At 40.8% G+C, this 18,724-nt stretch carries 20 protein-coding genes; 11 read left to right on the top strand and 9 right to left on the bottom strand.

Features of this window, described 5'->3' with window-relative positions:
- Positions 1 to 70 precede the first annotated feature (70 nt).
- Entirely contained in the window at positions 71 to 655 is a 585-nt protein-coding gene (locus I585_RS18085; RefSeq protein ID WP_010740586.1) for a thymidine kinase, read from the bottom strand.
- Positions 656 to 861: 206 nt separating this feature from the next.
- Here I585_RS18085 and I585_RS18080 point away from each other — a divergent pair, with 206 nt between their 5' ends.
- The gene (locus I585_RS18080) at positions 862 to 2,397 is read left to right on the top strand and encodes a YfcC family protein (protein WP_010740587.1); all 1,536 of its coding nucleotides are present in this window, start codon (positions 862 to 864) and stop codon (positions 2,395 to 2,397) included.
- A 504-nt stretch (positions 2,398 to 2,901) separates the two neighbouring features.
- Here the strand turns inward: I585_RS18080 and I585_RS18075 are convergent.
- Both I585_RS18075 and I585_RS18070 read right to left on the bottom strand, forming a co-directional pair.
- Positions 2,902 to 3,984: a hypothetical protein gene (locus I585_RS18075; protein ID WP_010740588.1), complete on the bottom strand. Its 1,083-nt coding sequence runs from the start codon at positions 3,982 to 3,984 to the stop codon at positions 2,902 to 2,904.
- A 185-nt stretch (positions 3,985 to 4,169) separates the two neighbouring features.
- Positions 4,170 to 4,625: a MerR family transcriptional regulator gene (locus I585_RS18070; RefSeq protein ID WP_010740589.1), complete on the bottom strand. Its 456-nt coding sequence runs from the start codon at positions 4,623 to 4,625 to the stop codon at positions 4,170 to 4,172.
- A gap of 83 nt (positions 4,626 to 4,708) precedes the next feature.
- Here I585_RS18070 and I585_RS18065 point away from each other — a divergent pair, with 83 nt between their 5' ends.
- The 4 genes from I585_RS18065 to I585_RS18050 all read left to right on the top strand — a co-directional run bounded on the left by I585_RS18065 (position 4,709) and on the right by I585_RS18050 (position 9,144).
- A complete protein-coding gene (locus I585_RS18065) occupies positions 4,709 to 5,440 on the top strand; it encodes an SDR family oxidoreductase (protein ID WP_010740590.1) in 732 nt (243 codons plus the stop codon).
- 119 nt (positions 5,441 to 5,559) lie between these two features.
- Positions 5,560 to 6,957, top strand: a complete 1,398-nt coding sequence (locus tag I585_RS18060; RefSeq protein ID WP_010740591.1) for a TrkH family potassium uptake protein — start codon at positions 5,560 to 5,562, stop codon at positions 6,955 to 6,957.
- Positions 6,958 to 7,112: 155 nt separating this feature from the next.
- The gene (locus I585_RS18055) at positions 7,113 to 8,465 is read left to right on the top strand and encodes a Mur ligase family protein (RefSeq protein WP_010740592.1); all 1,353 of its coding nucleotides are present in this window, start codon (positions 7,113 to 7,115) and stop codon (positions 8,463 to 8,465) included.
- A complete protein-coding gene (locus I585_RS18050; RefSeq protein ID WP_010740593.1) occupies positions 8,443 to 9,144 on the top strand; it encodes a type 1 glutamine amidotransferase in 702 nt (233 codons plus the stop codon). Before I585_RS18055 ends, I585_RS18050 begins: the two co-directional genes overlap by 23 nt.
- Positions 9,145 to 9,191: 47 nt before the next feature.
- On the opposite strand, the gene manA is transcribed toward I585_RS18050, so the two are convergent.
- Together manA and I585_RS18040 are read right to left on the bottom strand one after the other, a co-directional pair.
- Positions 9,192 to 10,142, bottom strand: a complete 951-nt coding sequence (manA, locus tag I585_RS18045) for a mannose-6-phosphate isomerase, class I (protein WP_010740594.1) — start codon at positions 10,140 to 10,142, stop codon at positions 9,192 to 9,194.
- Between the two features lie 150 nt (positions 10,143 to 10,292).
- On the bottom strand, positions 10,293 to 11,324 hold the full coding sequence (locus I585_RS18040; RefSeq protein WP_010740595.1) for a serine hydrolase domain-containing protein: 1,032 nt from the start codon (positions 11,322 to 11,324) through the stop codon (positions 10,293 to 10,295).
- A 151-nt stretch (positions 11,325 to 11,475) separates the two neighbouring features.
- On the opposite strand from I585_RS18040, the gene I585_RS18035 reads away from it, so the two are divergent.
- Entirely contained in the window at positions 11,476 to 11,853 is a 378-nt protein-coding gene (locus I585_RS18035) for a hypothetical protein (RefSeq protein WP_010740596.1), read from the top strand.
- Between the two features lie 81 nt (positions 11,854 to 11,934).
- Here I585_RS18035 and I585_RS18030 read toward each other — a convergent pair whose 3' ends face one another.
- Positions 11,935 to 12,756, bottom strand: a complete 822-nt coding sequence (locus I585_RS18030; RefSeq protein ID WP_010740597.1) for a VOC family protein — start codon at positions 12,754 to 12,756, stop codon at positions 11,935 to 11,937.
- A gap of 307 nt (positions 12,757 to 13,063) precedes the next feature.
- Here I585_RS18030 and I585_RS18025 point away from each other — a divergent pair, with 307 nt between their 5' ends.
- Both I585_RS18025 and I585_RS18020 read left to right on the top strand, forming a co-directional pair.
- Entirely contained in the window at positions 13,064 to 13,372 is a 309-nt protein-coding gene (locus tag I585_RS18025) for a rhodanese-like domain-containing protein (protein ID WP_010740598.1), read from the top strand.
- A gap of 98 nt (positions 13,373 to 13,470) precedes the next feature.
- Positions 13,471 to 14,091 (top strand): FMN-dependent NADH-azoreductase, encoded by a 621-nt coding sequence (locus I585_RS18020; protein WP_010740599.1) that lies wholly within the window; start codon positions 13,471 to 13,473, stop codon positions 14,089 to 14,091.
- 52 nt (positions 14,092 to 14,143) lie between these two features.
- On the opposite strand, the gene I585_RS18015 is transcribed toward I585_RS18020, so the two are convergent.
- Positions 14,144 to 15,307, bottom strand: coding sequence for an AI-2E family transporter (locus I585_RS18015; RefSeq protein WP_010740600.1), 1,164 nt, complete (start codon positions 15,305 to 15,307; stop codon positions 14,144 to 14,146).
- A 15-nt stretch (positions 15,308 to 15,322) separates the two neighbouring features.
- Positions 15,323 to 15,664, bottom strand: coding sequence for a PTS glucitol/sorbitol transporter subunit IIA (locus I585_RS18010; protein WP_010740601.1), 342 nt, complete (start codon positions 15,662 to 15,664; stop codon positions 15,323 to 15,325).
- Between the two features lie 106 nt (positions 15,665 to 15,770).
- On the opposite strand from I585_RS18010, the gene I585_RS18005 reads away from it, so the two are divergent.
- Together I585_RS18005 and I585_RS23465 are read left to right on the top strand one after the other, a co-directional pair.
- Complete coding sequence (locus I585_RS18005; RefSeq protein WP_010740602.1) at positions 15,771 to 16,790, top strand: lactonase family protein; 1,020 nt, start codon at positions 15,771 to 15,773, stop codon at positions 16,788 to 16,790.
- 38 nt (positions 16,791 to 16,828) lie between these two features.
- Positions 16,829 to 16,990: a hypothetical protein gene (locus I585_RS23465; RefSeq protein ID WP_010740603.1), complete on the top strand. Its 162-nt coding sequence runs from the start codon at positions 16,829 to 16,831 to the stop codon at positions 16,988 to 16,990.
- A gap of 648 nt (positions 16,991 to 17,638) precedes the next feature.
- On the opposite strand, the gene I585_RS18000 is transcribed toward I585_RS23465, so the two are convergent.
- Positions 17,639 to 18,064 (bottom strand): hypothetical protein, encoded by a 426-nt coding sequence (locus I585_RS18000; protein ID WP_010740604.1) that lies wholly within the window; start codon positions 18,062 to 18,064, stop codon positions 17,639 to 17,641.
- A 151-nt stretch (positions 18,065 to 18,215) separates the two neighbouring features.
- On the opposite strand from I585_RS18000, the gene I585_RS17995 reads away from it, so the two are divergent.
- A complete protein-coding gene (locus I585_RS17995) occupies positions 18,216 to 18,722 on the top strand; it encodes a GNAT family N-acetyltransferase (RefSeq protein ID WP_010740605.1) in 507 nt (168 codons plus the stop codon).
- Positions 18,723 to 18,724: the final 2 nt, after the last annotated feature.

The following is an 18,724-nucleotide window of genomic DNA, read 5'->3' as shown; positions in this document are numbered from 1 at the left end:
ACATTTAAAGTACTCATCTTTCTATAGAAAAATGGGTCATTTTCATTACGCCTATCATTCCGTTAAAGCGTTAATTAGCGGAATGGTCAATTTCTGGATGTAAGTAATGCTTGCGACAAACAGGATAATAAGCTTCATTGCCCCCGATTTGCACTTGATCGCCTTCATAAACAGGGCGGCCATTAATATAATGCAGGTTCATCGTAGCCTTTTTATGGCAAAACCAGCAGATCGTTTTTAACTCTTCTAATTTGTCCGCATAAAGCAGCAAATATTTTGAGCCTTCGAACATTTCATTTCGAAAATCATTTTTCAAACCAAACGCCATCACTGGAATATCTAAGTCATCCACGACTTGCGCCAATTGCACAACATGAGCCTTTGATAAAAATTGCGATTCATCGATCAATATACAATAAGGTTTGTAATCGAGACCTTCAATAAAATCAAAAATATTCGTTTCCGAAAAAATTGGCACGGCAGGCCGGCTCAATCCGATCCGACTGGAGATCGTCCCCACACCTTCGCGTGTATCTAATCCGCTAGTCATCAAGACCACCGGTTTATTCTGTTCCTCATAGTTATGGGCGACTTTCAAAATCTCGATCGTCTTCCCGCTGTTCATTGCACCGTATTTAAAAAAAAGCTGGGCCATTTCATGTCACCTTTCCCTTTTGTTCCTATCGTATTATAGCGGAAAAGCCAGATTATTTACAGTAATAATTTTCATAGAATCACCTTCTTAGAAGAATCAATGACTATTTTCAACAAAGTCACAGGCTAATTTTTTAAGAATATAAGCCTCGGATGCTAAACTTTAGCAGTAATTATTTTAAATTTTTATTAATAGGGGGCTTTCTCATGGAACAATCAGTTAAAAAGAAACGACGTAGTTTTCCATCCGCGTACACCGTCATCATTATCGTCCTGATTCTCGTTCAAGCATTGACCTTTTTCATCCCTTCAGGCAAGTACAGCACGTTATCGTATGACAGCGGAAAAGATCAATTCGCCATCACTGATGCACATGACAAAACAATCATGGAGCCGGCAACGCAAAAAACATTAGATAAATATGACATTCATATCAAAGTCGGCAAGTTTCGCGATGGCACGATTTACCGCCCAGCCGCGATTCCGAACTCGTATGAAGCAATCAAAAAACCGAAACGCGGCATTACAGGTACGATTACTCAGTTTTTGAGATCTCAGGTTCAAGGGATTACTGAGAGTGTCGATATCATGATCTTTATTTTGATCTTAGGGGGCGTGATCGGTATCGTAAATGCTACAGGCGCGATGGATGCTGGTATGATGCGTCTCTCAGAAAAATTGAAAGGCAAACAAAAATGGCTGATCGTCATCGTGACAACGTTAATCGCGATTGGCGGAACGACCTTTGGCTTGGCGGAAGAAACCATTGCCTTCTATCCAATCTTGATTCCGATTTTCTTGCTAGCGGGGTATGATACGCTGACGGCGGTCGCCACGATCTATCTCGGGACCGCGATCGGAACGATGAGTTCCACGATCAATCCGTTCTCGACAGTCATTGCTTCCAATGCTGCGGGCATCAGTTTTACCGACGGCATGCCGCTGCGCATCTTGATGTGGATCACCGCAGTCGGTATCTCCATTCTTTATACGATTCGCTATGCGGAAAAGGTTCGGTTAAATCCAGCCGCTTCGCTCGTTGCTGATCAAGCAGAAAGTGACCGCGAGCGTTTCTTAGGCAGCCACGATCGCGAGAAAAATGCGAACTTCAGCAAACGACAAAAATTCTCGTTGATCGTCTTCGCTTTGGGTTTTGTGGTAATGATTTATGGCGTTCAACAACTCGGCTGGTACTTCACCGAAATCGCCGTTGTATTCTTAGCTGTAACCTATGTACTGGCTTTTGTCTCTGGTTTAGGTGAAAAGAAATTCATCGACAGCTTCGTTACCGGAGCGGCCGATCTTTTAGGTGTCGCCTTAATCGTCGGATTGGCCCGTTCTGTTGGGATCGTTATGGAGAATAGTTTTATCAGCGATACCATCATGAATTTCTTTAGTAATGCCATCAGCGGGATGAACAATGTCATCTTCATTTGGTTCATGTTCCTGGTTTATGTCATTTTAGGATTCTTTATTCAATCCTCCTCTGGTTTGGCTGTGCTGTCCATGCCTATCATGGCACCACTAGCTGACGTTGTGGGCATCGACCGTGCACTGATTGTTGATGCTTATAACTGGGGCCAAGGCTTGATTGGATTAGTCGCCCCAACAGGTTTGATCCTCGTTTCGCTGTCAGTAGTAAACGTTGGCTTTGATAAATGGATCAAGTTCGTTACCAAATTACTGGTTACCATTATCATCTTGATCCTCGCCTTCTTAGCGGTAGGCGTATTGATTTCTTAACAAAAAACAGGAGACACCCTCAGAATTTGAAGGTGTCTCCTGTTTTTTATCGATAGTAATGCACTGAAAAATTACTCGCTTACTTTATTTTCTTTCCTTTTTCCTTTGTTACTAAATCCTTTTCCAAATCAATCACGACAGGTATAGGGTCGGCAATGACTACCATGACTTCTTGATCATACTTGTTCTTGCCCATTTTAACTTCGATATTTTATCGCTGCTGATCCTCTATCGAAGTCTTTTGAGCCGCCTGTTGAGTACTAGTGACCGGGTCAATAAAATCAGCAGGTTGGAGCGGCGGGACAATCTCCTCTTCCAGCACTGTGATTCCCTCCAAAAGTGTTTTATAAAAACAACTTTACACGCCTTTCTTTCATCTATCAATCCAATTTTTTGCACGTAAGAAATCCCGTAATTTGTGCAGAACAAATAAACCTTCGTGCTGAGGCCATTTCAATTGCTGGCCGCACCAAAGAAACGTTTCAAATTATTGTAAATTCAGACTTATTTTTTCTTCCTTTTCCGCGAATCACTTTTGCCCTTCTTGGTTTTTTTCAGCAGGCTTTCCTCATATTCCCGCTCCTTTTGCTTCTTACTTTTCGGCTTTTGATAATTTACATAGGGTCTTTTCTTTGCTGCGGAAAGTGCCATCGGTTTCTGTACAGCGGGTTTCTTGGCTTCGGTTTTTGGCGGTTCTTTGACAGCGGAGGCTGTTGATCCGCTAGTTGATTCAGCTTTTGGGGCTGTAGCGGTAATGGACTGTTCTGGCGTACTATTACTACTCACCTTTTTAGCTGAAACGTCATCCTTTAATTCTTCCATGCGAGTATCGGTTAAAACAATGCCTTCAGGTAGAAGGTATTTTACTAATTCCAGTTTTTCTTCCTCACTTAGATCATCCAAATCAGCTTCTGGCGACATTCCTGTTCCAGGTTGACCTTCATCGACTGGATCAGTATTCTCCACGATTTCTCCATTTCTGATTTTGATATCACGAGTACAGTTATCGATCTCAGAATTCACTACTTTGACAAACCGTCGAACATCATCCTTTTCAAAAATGGTCAAAGTGGACATCAGCTCTAGTACAGAATCTATTTTTATTGCCGAGGATTTCGGGTCGGCATCCCGTAAACTCCATGTATGCACTTTGCCAATCGCATCTTCAAAGGTCGAGACAATTTTATATTGCTGACCTTCTAATTCTTCAACTGGGGTGGTTTTTTCGCGTAAATATCGCTTGCTTTCACCTAAACGATTGTTGTAGCGATGGTATTGTTTCGTATTTTTATATAAACGTTTAAGAACTTGGTCCCACTCTTTGCCGCTTTTAAAGGCATGGCGAAACAGCGGGCAAAATTTGCGCATCACCTCTGTCGGCTCCGCAAATAGAAAGATTTCTCTGATTAAATCGCTGCAGATTCCCGCAAAGTCGCTTACGCATAAACATTGGCGAATCAGCACAGCCACAAGGTATTGAACGATGATATCTGGATCGGGCGTTTCTGTTTGCGCTTTCAAAATACGTTTCTCAAGATTTGTTTTTCCCATGGTAAAAAGTGTGATTTGCGTCAAAATTTTTGGCATAAGTGTACTCTCCTTTTATTCAAAAAATGGGCCCCATCTTTTGGTTTATTGTTTTTGGCTATACTTTAATATACTCCAAAAATAAGCGAATAATTTACTCTGTTTTTTTCATTTTTATTAAAAGATCAAATATAACATGCCATTAAATCGACCCTCCTTTAGAAAATAAAAGAACTTGAATCCGCTTAAGATTCAAGTTCTTTTGCCTCTAAATACTTTTGGTGCCACTTATCATCGACTTGGCGGGTACCTTCTTTAAAGAAGATTTTTTCCGTTTGCGCCTCATTGGCTGTTTGATAATACCACTTTTTCCATCGTAGAAAATCGAGCTGCGCTTGCAAATCATGAATTTTTCTCTCCAAAACGGCTTCTTGTTCCACCATAAAGGCGTAGCGCTGAGGCAATGATTTGTCACCCTCGACACACCAATCCATGAATTTTGCGATTTCTTTGACTGGAATCCCTGAGCGTTTCAAACAATCGATCACTTCGATATAGCCCAGATCATCCTCCGTGAAGACTCTGCGTCCTGCCTGATTTTTTTTAACAAACGGCAGCAACCCCGCTTTATCATAGTACCTCAAGGTATCCTGCGAGATACCGTACATCTCTGTAATATCACCGATCAAAAATTTTTTCATCTTTTCCAAACTTCTCTCTTGACTTGGAGTTAGCTCCAGGTAGTACAGTTAGTTTATCATAAATTTGAAAGAAGGCAATTTAAATGGAAAAATCTTTAGTCGTAATTACAGGTGCAAGTTCAGGTTTTAGTGCGGAGATCGCCAAACTTTTTAATCAAGCAGGGTTCCCATTACTTTTGTTAGGACGGCGTGTGGAAAAAATCGAGGCCTTGCCTTTAAACTTTGACAATGTCATGATCGAAAAAGTCGACGTGACAGATCAAAAAGTCTTTGCGGCAAGTATCAAAAAAGCCGAAGCCGTTTATGGCCCGGTCGATTTATTAGTCAACAATGCTGGTGTAATGTTGTTAGGAAATGTTTTGACTCAAGATCCAGCAGAATGGCAAACTATGATGAATACCAACGTGATGGGTGTATTGAATGGTATGCAAATCGTGCTGCCTGGCATGAAAGAACGTAATCATGGAACTGTCATCAACATGTCTTCACTTGCAGGTAAGAAAACCTTCACCAACCACGCAGCTTATGTGGCTTCAAAATTTGGTGTACATGGCTTGAGCGAAACAATCCGTGAAGAAGTTTCTGGTTCAAACGTCCGAGTTTCATTAGTTGCACCAGGGGCTGCTGAAACAGAATTATTAACGCACGTTACTGATCAAAGCGCGTTGACTGACTATGAAGCTTGGAAGGAAAGCATGGGCGGCATCACGCTGAACCCTGTTCATGTTGCAGAAAGTGTCAAATTCATCTACGACATGCCTCAAGAAGTAAATATTCGTGAAATCGATATTGCCGCGACTGCCCAAGATGCTTAATCATTAGCGAAAATCAGCCTGTTAACTCCTGCCAGAACGGTGGGAGTTTTTTTTATGGAAGCATGCTATACTATCTCTATTGTTAAAAATTTTCGTACAGACATTTGAAGGAGTCTTCCATGAATTTTGATCGACGAATAAGTTTCTTTAGAAAAAATTGGCGCAAATTAAATAATCGCTTCTCTTCGATTCAGATCATCGTCTTCTATTATTTAGCTATGACGATTCTCTCATTGATTTTATTCAGTTTGCCGATCTTTCGGGAACCAGGTTCGCATGTTTCCTTTCTTGATCTGGTCTTTATGGCTATTTCAACAATTTCAGTGACTGGTTTAACTACTTTTGACATCAACTCGGTCTTCAATGATGCGGGTGTGTTGATGCTGGAAGTTCTATTCCACATCGGCGGTTTGGGGATCATGATGATCACTACCTTCTTTTTTATTGTCTCCAAACGACGGATTACCTTAAAGCAACGACAACTAATCATGACAGATATGAATCAGCCGCGGCTCAGCGGGATCGTCAATTTGATTCGGATCACCTTTACGATGCTGCTGGCGATTGAAGTCCTCTTTGGGACGATTTTCTCAATTTATTTCTATCTGGCAGGCTACTATCACAAGATCTCTGAAGCCGTCTTTTTTGGATTTTATCAAGCGATCTCGGCGGTGACCAACTCCGGCTTTGATGTCACCGGAGAATCGATCATTCCGTTTTCTCATGATATCTTTTTCCTCACCACGATCATGGTGCTAATTTTTATCGGCGGAATCGGGTTTCCAGTCTTGATGGACTTTCACGGTTGGATCTATCATAAAAAAGCGAAAGCACGGCTGCCCTTTCGGTTTAGTCTCTTTTCTAAAATAGCGTTACTGGCCTTTTTCGTGCTTTTTATCGGCGGTGCAGTAGCGATTTGGTTATTAGAGAAAGATCATAGTTTCGGCGATATGAACCTCTTTGATCAGTGGTTCAACTCCGCCTTTTACTCCATGACCACACGGAATGCCGGCCTGCAAATCCATGATTTGAATATCTTTCAAAATACGACCCTGATCATCTTCTCTTTGTTGATGTTCATTGGGTGTTCGCCTAGTTCGGTCGGCGGCGGGATTCGAACCACGACTATCGCAATCATAGGTTTGTACTTGTACTCTTTCTTGAAAAATGAGAATGACATCAATATTTTTGGCCGTAAAATCGCGCCAGAAGATGTCCGAAAATCAGTAGTCGTCTTTATGCTCTCCGCTGGAATGTGTCTGTTTAGTATTCTCTTTTTGACCGCAACAGAGGATCATTCCTTGATTTCGATCATCGTCGAAGTCACCTCGGCCTTCGGAACAACCGGACTTTCTTTGGGTATCACCGATGACCTCTCTAGTACTGGTAAAATCATGATCGCTATCTTGATGTTCATCGGTCGTGTCGGCATGCTGTATACCTTGATGCTCTTCGTACCGAAAGAAACCCAAGACTTAGGCTATGAATTTCCTGAAGAAAAGATTATTATTGGCTAGGAGCGAAACTTTGCTCCAGTCTTTTTTTGTGAGATTTTTCAGCAGGTTTAGTGGCATCAGCTGCGAAAAATCTTAAGAAAAAGGAAACCTGTTTAAACTTTTTTTTCAAGTGTGATAAGATAAATTAAATTTGTTACAGACATGGAGGATGGATGATGGGGTTACGAAGTCAACTGGCAATCTCTGCCGGCAAGACCGCCCAATGGGTATTAAAAACGTTCTTTAAAGGTGGATCAAGCTATCCCGGTCAACTGGCCTTGAAGCTGGATCCAAAAATTTTAGACACATTAGTCAAAGACTATAAAGTGGTCGTAGTGACAGGAACCAATGGGAAAACATTGACGACTGCCTTGACCGTTAATATTTTGAAGCAGGAGTTTGATTACGTCCTAACGAATCCTACGGGCGCCAATATGGTCCAAGGGATCGTGTCGACTTTCTTGAATGCTAAAGGAAAAAAGGGCGGCAAAAAGATCGCTGTTTTAGAAATCGATGAAGCCAGCTTAAGTAAAGTAACAGAGTATATCAAGCCGGAGCTTTTCCTATTTACCAATATTTTCCGCGATCAAATGGATCGTTATGGTGAAATCTATACGACTTACAAATTGATCGTTGACGGTGCAGCGAAATCACCGAGTGCACCGATTCTGTGCAACGGCGACTCACCAATTTTTAATTCCTTAGAAACGGTCAATCCGCGAAAATATTACGGCTTCGATCATTTACCGGATAAAGAACAAGACGCGCACTACAATACAGACGGTCTGCTTTGTCCAAACTGTCAGCACATTTTAAAATACAAGATGATCACTTATGCCAATCTTGGAAAATATTACTGTCCAAACTGCGGTTTCCACCGTCCTGAATTGGATTATAAATTAACCGAAATGAAGGCCATGGACAATAAATCTTCTGAATTTGTCATTGATGGGCAAGATTATAAAATTGAAGTCGGCGGCATGTACAATGTTTACAATGCACTGGCTGCAACAGCAGTGGCCGAATACTACGGCGTTTCAAAGGATAAAATCAAACGTGGTTTAGGTTACGATGAGAAAGTCTTTGGCCGCCAAGAAGAGTTTGAGATCGAAGGCAAAAAATGTACGCTGGTTTTAGTTAAGAATCCGGTCGGCCTGAACCAAGTCATCGATATGATTGGTTTAGCTCCTTATCCTTTCTCACTGGTTTCCTTATTGAATGCGAACTACGCAGATGGTATCGACATCAGCTGGATCTGGGACGGTAATCACGAAGCCTTCGCTGACATGGACATTCCAGCCGTGATTGCAGGCGGCGATCGTCATGAAGATATGGCGCTGCGGTTACGTGTTGCGGGCATTCCTGGCGAAAAATTGACCGAGACAGAAAGCTTGACGGACGTGATTGAAAAGATCAAACTATTGCCGACGGAACATGTATATATCTTAGCGACTTACACAGCCGTCTTGCAACTACGGAAAGAATTGGCCCAAAAAGGCTACATCGATGGGGGTATGGATCGTGGCTAAATACGAATTGAACTTAGCTCATTTATACGGAAACTTATTAAACACTTACGGCGACAACGGCAATCTCTTGACCTTGAATTATTACGCCAAACAAATGGGCATCGAGATCCATTCAGAGATCGTTAGTATCTATCAGGACTTCGATCCTGATAAATTCGATTTTGTTTTTATCGGCGGCGGACAAGATTATGAACAAGTTATCGTCTCAAAAGATATTCAAGATAAAAAAGAAGCATTGACTAAATACATCGAAAACGACGGTGTGCTGTTGTCGATCTGCGGTGGCTATCAATTATTAGGTCACTATTACATCGGTGCTCACGGCGAGAAAATCGATGGTATCGGCGCTTTGGATCACTACACCTTGAGCCAAGATAATCATCGTTTTATCGGCGACATCGAGATCCACAACGAAGAATTTGGTGAAACCTACTATGGTTTTGAAAATCATAATGGCCGTACCTTCTTAGGTGAAGGTGAACGTCCGCTGGGTACAATCGTCAAAGGCAACGGCAATAACGGTGAGGACCAAGGTGAAGGCGTCATTTATAAAAACGTCTATGGTTCTTACTTCCACGGACCAATCCTGGCCCGCAACAAATCTTTGGCAGTGCGTTTACTCCACACTGCTTTAAAAAATAAATACGGTGAATCAGTAGAATTGCCGCAATTACCATAAAACAAAAATGCCCATCAGCTGCTGGCTGATGGGCATTTTTTATTGCTTTATTTTGTGCCTGGAGTGGAAGCAATGATCTTCATTTCACCTTCAACGGTCCATTCCGTTACTTGTGCTGGCAAAATGCAGCTTGTGCCTGGTTTCATTTCGTAGCTTTGACCGTCAACGATCAGATTGCCATAGCCCTCAACTACCGTTACTAAAGTATAGTCCCCTGCTTTTTTAAGAGAAAGTTCTCCAACAACATCCCATTCATAAACATTGAAAAAGTCTGTCTTCAGGTAAGTGATCACTGAGGAGTCGCCTTTTTTACTTTCAGACACTTCTAACTCAGGACTGATCGCCGGAACGGTAGTCACATCGACTGATTGTTGGATGTGCAATTCACGGGTGTTGCCTTGATCATCTTTACGATCGTAATCATAGACACGGTATGTCGTATCCGAACTTTGCTGCGTTTCTAAAATCATGATTCCTTTACCAATGGCATGAATCGTACCGCTTGGTACATAGAAAAAGTCGCCTTTTTTAACTGGAACATGACGTAATAGATCATCCCAGCGTTCATCTTTAATCATTTCCGCTAATTCATCACGATTCTTAGCATTGTGTCCATAAACGATTTCTGAACCGGGCTTAGCATTGATGATGTACCAGCATTCCGTTTTTCCTAATTCGCCTTCATGTTTCAATCCATAGCTATCGTCTGGATGAACTTGAACAGACAAATCATCTTCCGCATCCAAAATCTTGGTCAACAATGGGAACACATCTCCTTCCGCGTTGTCGAATAATTCACGGTGTTCATTCCAAAGATCACTGACTTTCCAGCCTTTGTATGGACCGTTTTCTACGATACTGACCCCATGAGGATGGCCGCTGATCGCCCAATCTTCTCCGATTTTATCGTTGGGAATATCAAAACCAAATACAGTGTGCAGTTGATTGCCGCCCCAAATTTTTTCTTGAAAAACTGGTTTTAAAAATAATGGTTCCATGCTTCTTGCTCCTTTTTCGTTTTAATGTATTTTATTTTCAAGCCGTCTATCATCCAATTAGGTCTTTGTGACTTGATTTGTGAAGACATTTTTATCTTCGCGCTAAGTAACCGGCGAAAGAATGATCAACTATTTTATAGAAACGTTCCTTTATATTCGATAAAGTCTTGCCCGCTCATTTAAATAGCAGCTTAAAATCTCATCCCGCTGGGCCACATAGCTAGCCCGATGGTCTTCGGGGTGAACGCGATTTGACAGAAAAATGAATGCGGATTTCTTTACGACATCCAACAAAAGAAAGGTGCCCGTATAGCCCGTATGAAAAAGCAAAGGCGATTGATCAACGGGACTTGCTTTTAAATCCCAGCCGATTGAACGTTTTCCTTTTCCAGTCGGTGTTTGATCCTTCAGCAGCTCTTGAACTGTCTTGTCATGCAAATAAATCATATCTCTTACGCGCCCAAGATTCAAATACATTTTTGCAAATTTACTTAAATCTTTCAGATTGGTAAAAAGACCCGCATTGCCAGCATGTTCTGCTAAGACTCGCGCTTTCGGATCATGAGTTATGCCCTTTAGAACCGTACCATCTGCTTGTTTTTGCGTTGGCACGATCCCATCATATGGCGGCTGAGGTAAAAAGCCGCTGTCAGTCATCTCCAAAGGTGCTAAAACTTCTTCTTTGAAAACTTCAATCAGGTCTTTCTGATAAAGCTCCTCGATTAAAAAGCCCAATAAAATTGTTCCTGCATCTGTATATTTTACAACCGTTCCAAGTTCAGCGCCCGGCTGCAAAGTCAAATAGGCCGCCCTCAATTCCTCCGCATTCAACTGATCACGGTTAGGAATATACGTCTGGATATCGGACGTATGAGTCAATAAATGCCGTAAAGTAATTATTTCATTTTGAAATTCCGGCAGCAGCTCATGAAGCGGCTGATCCCAAGCAAGTTTGTCTGCTTCCTCTAATTTCAGCATAACCGTCGTTGTACAGACAACTTTCGTTAATGAGGCGACGTCAAAAAGATCTTCTTCTCGCATCGCTTCTGTTGTCGGCTCGACCTGTGCATTTCCTAAAACATGAATTCCATCCTCTTGCCCTTCAATAAAACCAAGGACGGCACCAGGAAAAACGCCCTCTTGCATTTTTTTTTCAATCAATCGAAGTGTTTCAGGATACATGACAATCCTCCTTAAAAATAGTACCTCAAAAAGTATAGCATAAAAGAGAAAATGAAAACTTTTTGAGTATTTAAAAAATATGAATCGAATGAGAAAAAAATTTGGCGTAAACTATTAAGAAAGCTCATTCTCTCAAAGGGAGCTCTTCGCTATGAAACGAAGAAGAAAAAAATTCTTAGAACGAATCACACAGCCTCAACGACTAGTGCTCCTCGCCCTTTCCTTGTCAGCACTTCTTTCTTTGCATCAATTCGTAACTGACTGGCAGCTCCAAACACTAGGTTTATTTCTAGTGCTAGTATGTGACAATCTGTTCATCTATTTTTACACGGACGACTTTATCGAGGACGGCATTTTTACTGTGCCAGTCTACAACCTCGTAGCAAGTCTTGCTGGTAATGTCTTGATCTGTCTGGCGCTTTACTATAGCCAACTGCTCTCTCCCTTCAGCCGCTTTTCCAATGTGAATTTACCTTTTCTGCTCACAAAATTATTTTTTGTTTTTGTAACCTTGATAGATGAAAAATAGCAGCCAACTACAATATCTAGCTGACACTTCCACATTTTAATCGAAAAAAAAAGCCGCGATTTCTCGCGACCTTCTCCATTACTATTTTAATACGAACCACCATTCGATCCCGGCAGCATCATAAAGTGTGATCAACGATTCCTTTTTGTCGCAGAAATAGTCTAACTGTTCTTCACTTAGATGCTTACACAATTCTTGCAGTTTTGCTTTTGAAACGATGAATTGCAGAAAATCCAGCCCCAGCACTTTATCTGTTGGCAGATCGATCGTGCCACCTGTCGCATTCGTCAATCCCACGTTAAATTCACCGCGGTTCAGCAATAGCTCCTCTTTACTTTCATCATGCACTTCCAACCCTAGAATATCTGCGAGGAATGCTTGCTGTTTTTTCACGTCGCTGACATTTAAATGAATTTTGTCAAAATACGCGTCATGAATTTTTTCACGTTTCGTTGCTTTCTTCGCTAATTCCGCAAAATCAATATTGATTGGTTCAGACGTTGAACGCTCTTTACTAGGAGCAAAGAAAATCTCAATCTCATTTCCTTCAGGGTCTTCAAAAAGCAGTCCCTTTTCATCGTCAGCTTGTAGCGCCGATTTAACTGGATAGTCTTCTTTTTCTGCACGGTAATACACGTTCGCTAATTCTTCGATATTAGGGACAACCAGTGAAACTCGTTGCATTTTCTTGATTTCCCCATTGTGTTCATCGGCTCTTGGACTTTCTTCAAGCCAAAGCAATTCACTTGCTGGATCTTTGTATCCTAGAATCGCTAATTCATTTTCTTCACGCAATAGATGCAGTCCGATGATGTCGCGGTAGAAATGGATCATACCATCACGATCCCGAACGCGAATAGCGATTGTTTTTAAATTCAGTTTCCCTAAATGAAAATTTCCCATTATTCTCTTCCCTCCGTCACTACTATTTTAACGATGCCTATTGATTCGCGCAAGCAATATCCTTTTATTATTGAACAACTTTGAAACCAGCTCATTCAACAATGATTACTTAATTAACAAAAATAGATATTTTCGTCGCATTACAAGTAAAAAGATCATCAATAATTTCCTTATTTGAAAATTTTTTGAATGATTTCTTTACTTTTCATCAAAATGCTTTAAAATATCTATGATAACACTTGTAATCAGACAATAAATAGATTAAAGTTGGAATCAATCTTAAGAAAGAAAAGGCTGTTGAAAAAAGATGAATTATTCAGTTACAACGAAAGAATTTATGATGCTTGCTGCGAAAGAACCCGTGGATGTTTTAGATTTGAGAGACCCTGAATTTGTTGATTCTTTTGACTTATCAGAAGGATCGAACGTAACCCATATCCCACTAACTCAATTGCCAAATCGTTTAGGCCAACTTGACAGAGGTAAAACGTATTACCTATTTACTCAATTCGGTGGTCGTTCGAAAACGATGGCGCAATTTTTACGAAACGAAGGCTTCCAAGTGGTCAATGTCATTGGCGGTACTTCTGCGTATAAGCAATACCTTGCTAGTTAATGAAAATTGTTTTTATTGATTGTTTTGAGCAGATAAATTGTTTGTTTTAACTATATTGTGTACGATTCGTCTGTAACTAAATTTAAGGAGTGTTAGTTTTGGCAAATGTTCTAGTAGTGAATGCTCACCCGTTAGCCGCAGAAGACTCACAAACTGTAACTATCTTGGATACTTTTATTGAAGCACATCAAGCAAGTCACCCGGAAGATGTTTTCACCATGTTAGATTTGTATTATACAGATATCCCTGAGATCGACGGCGATCTTCTATTAGCTTGGAAGTCGTTGCAAAAGGGTGCTGATTTTACTGATTTGAGTAATGTTCAACAAGAAAAAGTTCGTGTTTTCAATGAATTTACCGATCAATTTTTAGCTAGTGAAAAAATCGTTATCGCCAATGCTTTATGGAACCTGAATGTTCCAACGAAATTAAAAGCTTGGTTCGATACAATCAACGTTGCAGGTAAAACCTTCAAGTATACCGCAGAAGGTCCTACCGGTTTGATTACTGATAAAAAGGCTCTCCACATACAATCAAGTGGCGGTACATATAACGGTCAAGATTTCTCAGCACAATATGTCAAAGGAATTTTGAATTTTATTGGTATCTCTGATTTTGATTCCATTTATATCGAAGGTGCGGATTATGATCCAGCTAGAGCACCTGAGATTATGGCTGCGGCAAAAGAAAAAGCCAAATCATTGGCTGCACAGTTTTAGGAGTCTTGATTTTTCAAACGAAAAATCAGATTGCGGAAAAAAATCCTGTCGATTATTCATCGACAGGATTTTTTTCGTCGTCTTCATAAAACCTTGAGACTCTTTTATACCACTCAAATACATGGATCGCGATAACCTTCGCCACCGCATAAAACGGAATCCCCAAAATCACGCCAGCGATACCGAAAATCTTTCCGGCTGTCAGTAAGACAAACATAATCGTTACTGGGTGAATTTCTAATTGGTTTCCTAAAACAAGTGGTGAAACGATCCGTCCTTCAATCGTTTGTTCAATCGCAAAGACGATAATAACTTTGACCAGCATGATTGGACCAGTAACAATGGCGATAAAAACCACCGGTACCATCGCTAAAAATGATCCTAGATAAGGAATCAAGTTCAAGAAGCCCGCTAAAATCCCCAATGTGATCGCATAATTCATGCCCACCAGTGAAAATCCGATAATGAACATCACCGCCACCGCAAAAGCGACCGTCAACTGTCCGCGAATATATGAAGCCAGTTGCGAGTTCATTTCAGTCATGACCCGCAGCGTAGGTTTCCGCGTTCTAGTTGGTAAAAATTTAAGAATATAAGGCGCCAATTGATCGCCGTCTTTCAATAGGAAGAATAGAATGATTGGTGCTGTGATCAAAGCAATCACTACTGTCGCTAATGTCGAAACGACACTGCCCAATCCTTGCAAGGTCACTCGAGAGATGTTTTGCGCCGTCTCTGTCAAGGACTCTAATATCTTCTGCAAGCTGTTGTCAATGTGCTGCTGGAACGGCTTGAAAGATGGATCTTTGAAGATTTCACTCGCTTTATCACTGATCGTATCGAAATAGCCTGGCAAGCTTTTGATCATCGAACCGATTTGTTCGCGAATCTGTGGAATAATTACCACGATTCCCCAAATGATCAATGCTACCACTACAATAAACAGCAAAATAATCGCTAACGTACGATTTAGACCTTTTTTCTCTAAGAAATTGACTACCGGGTTCATCAAATAGTAGAGGATTCCCGCAATCACTATCGGCAGTCCAACGATCGCAAAAAATTGCCCGACTGGTTCAAAAAGGTAGGATACTTTTGTGAAGACCAACGCGATCAACAGCAGCAATAATACAATGATCAGTGCCACGACGACTTGGCTGTTTAAAAACCATTTCCAAAACCAAGACGTTTTTTGCGTTAATTTCTTTTTATCCACTCACTCACGCTCCTATTAAAATGTAATTTTCATCCCGACTTCCAAATCTGGAAGTACCTCTGGGGTGACATAGATCGCATTTGGAATTACGCCAACTTCTTCTTGAAAGAAAATGGTCGCATGTCCGATCTCATTTAAATTTTGATTAGCCAATGGTCCTACACCGTTTATTTGATAGGTTTGGTCGCCAAAAATCAGTTCTCCGCCCTCTTCTATTGCAATTGGCTCATCGCTGATCGTTTTTTGAACGATCGAAACATCCAACAAATCTGGTGTAATAGTTTGACCAAAAAGGACTAAAATGTTTTCATCATTAACCGCATTTTTTCCAATTTGAGTAATTTCTGTTACTGTCATATGTCACGCTCTTTTCTAGTTTATTTTTCAATTATATCATAAAGTTAGCGCTATCCAAGCGGGAATAAACTTGCTAAAATGGACTTATAATGAAGGAGGTTTTTCCATGATCCACAAAATAATCTTAGGAACCTACACACGACGCGTCAGCGAAGGCATCTATCAAATTGATTTAGATACTGCGACTGAAACGTTAAACAATTTGGAGTTGGTAACAAAAGAAAACAGTCCGACCTATCTTGCAAAAAGTAATGAAAATTTTCTTTACTCAGTAACAAGTCGCGAAGGTCAGGGTGGAATGGCGAGTTACGATCCCCAAAATAAATTTTTGAATGCGGTGACAGAAGAAGGCGCTTCGCCTTGTTACGTCGCTGTCGATGAACCGCGTCAATTAGTCTATGGCGCCAACTATCACAAAGGCGAACTGAATACCTATAAGATCCAACCTGACGGCTCTCTTGAGGCCGTGGCTACTCTTTTCCATAAAGAACCGACTGGACCTCATAAAAACCAAGACAAGGCTCATACACACTATACAGACCTTGCTCCAGATCAGCGCTTAGTTGTCTGCGATCTTGGAACGGATCGGGTTTACACTTATGATGTGACCGAAGCGGGCGAAGTCGAAGAAGTCGCTGTCTACGTGGCAGAGCCAGGGACTGGCCCTCGTCATTTAGTTTTTCATCCAACGAAAAGAATCGCTTATCTTTTTGGTGAATTAGACAGCAGCGTCAGCGTCTTGACCTATGACGAGACTGATGGCAGCTTTACTCAAAAACAAAAAATTTCTACCTTGCCAAAAGATTTTGACGGTGAAAATGGCGGCGCAGCGATTCGTGTATCCGCTGATGGTCGCTTCTTGTATGCGTCAAATCGTGGCCACAACTCGATCGCTGTCTTCTCTATTGACGAAGACGGCTTGAGCATTGACTTGATCCAATCGATTGCAACAGAAGGCGACTTCCCAAGAGATTTCGCTTTGAGTCCAGATGATGCTTATGTCGTTGCCGCCAACCAAAACAGCGACAACTTAACACTTTATCGTCGTGATAGCGAGACTGGCTTATTGACGATGATCCAAAAAGATGTTTTCGCACCAGAAGCGGTTTGTGTTTCTTTCAACTAAAAGTTTGTCATTGACGTCGCAGCAGAAAGGAGATGTCTATGGATAAAGAAGCAGTCATCGAACGCCTGAAAAAAGATTTGGATTTGCCAAATTTTAAAGGTCGACTAGAGGAAAAAGAATATACCGAAGAAGAGTATCAGAAAATCAAAAAAGATCTGAACGATTACTTTGAGAATTATGTACGAAATATCGAAAATTAGGAATACAAAGAAGCGGCTGAATTTAAAATTCGGCCGCTTCTTTTGTTGATCTATATAATTCCCTTAGCTCAGATTATCTTTGCATCGAAAAGCAGAACTGACAGCTATCTCGTTTACAAGGAAATCATTTTCCCCAAAAACCGGAAAAAAATTTATTCTCGTTGCGCATATGATTCTACTTAGCCCCGTTGAAGCTGGCAGTAGAACTCACAGCTATTTCCTACTAAAGGATTCATTTTTCTTATAGAAAAATGAGTCTGATTGTCATTTCGCATATCATTCTGCTAAACTGCCCATGCTCAATAAACATTAAACTTTATAATCACGGATCAAAATTGATAAACTGCGAAAAGCAGAACTGACAGCTATCTCGTTTACAAGGAAATCATTTTCCCCGAAAACCGGAAAAATGAATTTATTCTCGTTACGCATATGATTCTACTTAGCCAGCTGAAGCTGGCAGTAGAACTCACAAAAAAGCACCGATCGGCAAATCGGTGCTAAAGGAGTATTACCTAAATGCAATGAAAAAGAAAAGGTCGTTATTGGTTATGAGTTAATCATACTCGATTCCTTTTCATTTGTATTTAAAATAACGTTATAATAAAATTAGAAAACCTTTGTTCTCTTTGGATTTTGGTTTGTTTACTATTTCAATAACAAATTAGTGATTTTTTGAATTGTTTTATAAATGATATCCGTTGCAGCGTCTTGTTTTTTTTCAGCAGCATTAAAGGCTTCTTCGTTTACTTCCGGCAACAAACTATCCGTCATTTCTTGGCAGCCGGCTACATATTGAGTATAAGCTTTCTGGAAGCTTTTGTGATTTCCCATCACTTTGGCCGGTGCTTTTAACATACCGATTTTTTCCAGATTTAATTGGTAAAATTGAGTCCCCTCTTTGAACAGTTCATGAATTTCAGATAAATGTTCTTGATCAAAGTCGGCCATTTTCTTTTCATCTAAAGCCGTACGGATTTCTTCATAACTTGGGTGCAGACGCTCACCCATTTTTTCTGTATTTTGGACGATTTCATTTATTTCTCTCGCATAAAAACCTGTGTTAGATCGCATTGATCGATTCCTACTTTCTTTCATTTGATACCTTCATTTTACCGATTTTCCGCCAATATGCAAAGCTGCTCAGAAAATATTAAAACTTTCCTTCATTTTTGATTTATTTGATGTTACGGTGAAAGTAACAGCTTTTATAGGAGGAACGACTATGGATAAGATTATCAGAAAATGGCGTGCTGAAGATGCGGAGCAATTAGCGAAAATTCTGAGTAATAAAAAAATTCAGGATAATCTGCGTGACGGCCTTTCCTACCCGTATACAGAAAAGGACGCGCAGGACTTCATTAACAGCATGCTGGAAAGCGATGCGACAAAAACATTCGCCTTTGCGATTGTTAACAAAAAGGATCAGGTAATTGGCAGCATCGGGGCCTTTCGCTGTGAGAATATTCATCGCCAAACGGCCGAAATGGGCTACTATTTAGCTGAGGATTACTGGGGACAGGGCCTTGGGACAAGCGCTGTGAAGCAGCTGACAGACTACGTTTTTAAAGCGACTGATATTATGCGTATTTTTGCGGAACCTTTTACAACCAACCGAGCTTCTTGTCGCCTACTAGAAAAATGCGGCTTCCAATTAGAAGGGACGTTGCGTAAAAATGCGGTGAAGAATGGTGAAATAAAAGATATGTGCATGTATGCTTTAATCAAATAAAA

The sequence above is a fragment of the Enterococcus malodoratus ATCC 43197 genome (genome assembly GCF_000407185.1).
GTDB classification, from domain to species: Bacteria; Bacillota; Bacilli; order Lactobacillales; family Enterococcaceae; genus Enterococcus_A; species Enterococcus_A malodoratus.
The sequence above is the reverse complement of the archived record's forward strand: the minus strand, read 5'-3'. Positions and strand labels throughout refer to the sequence as shown.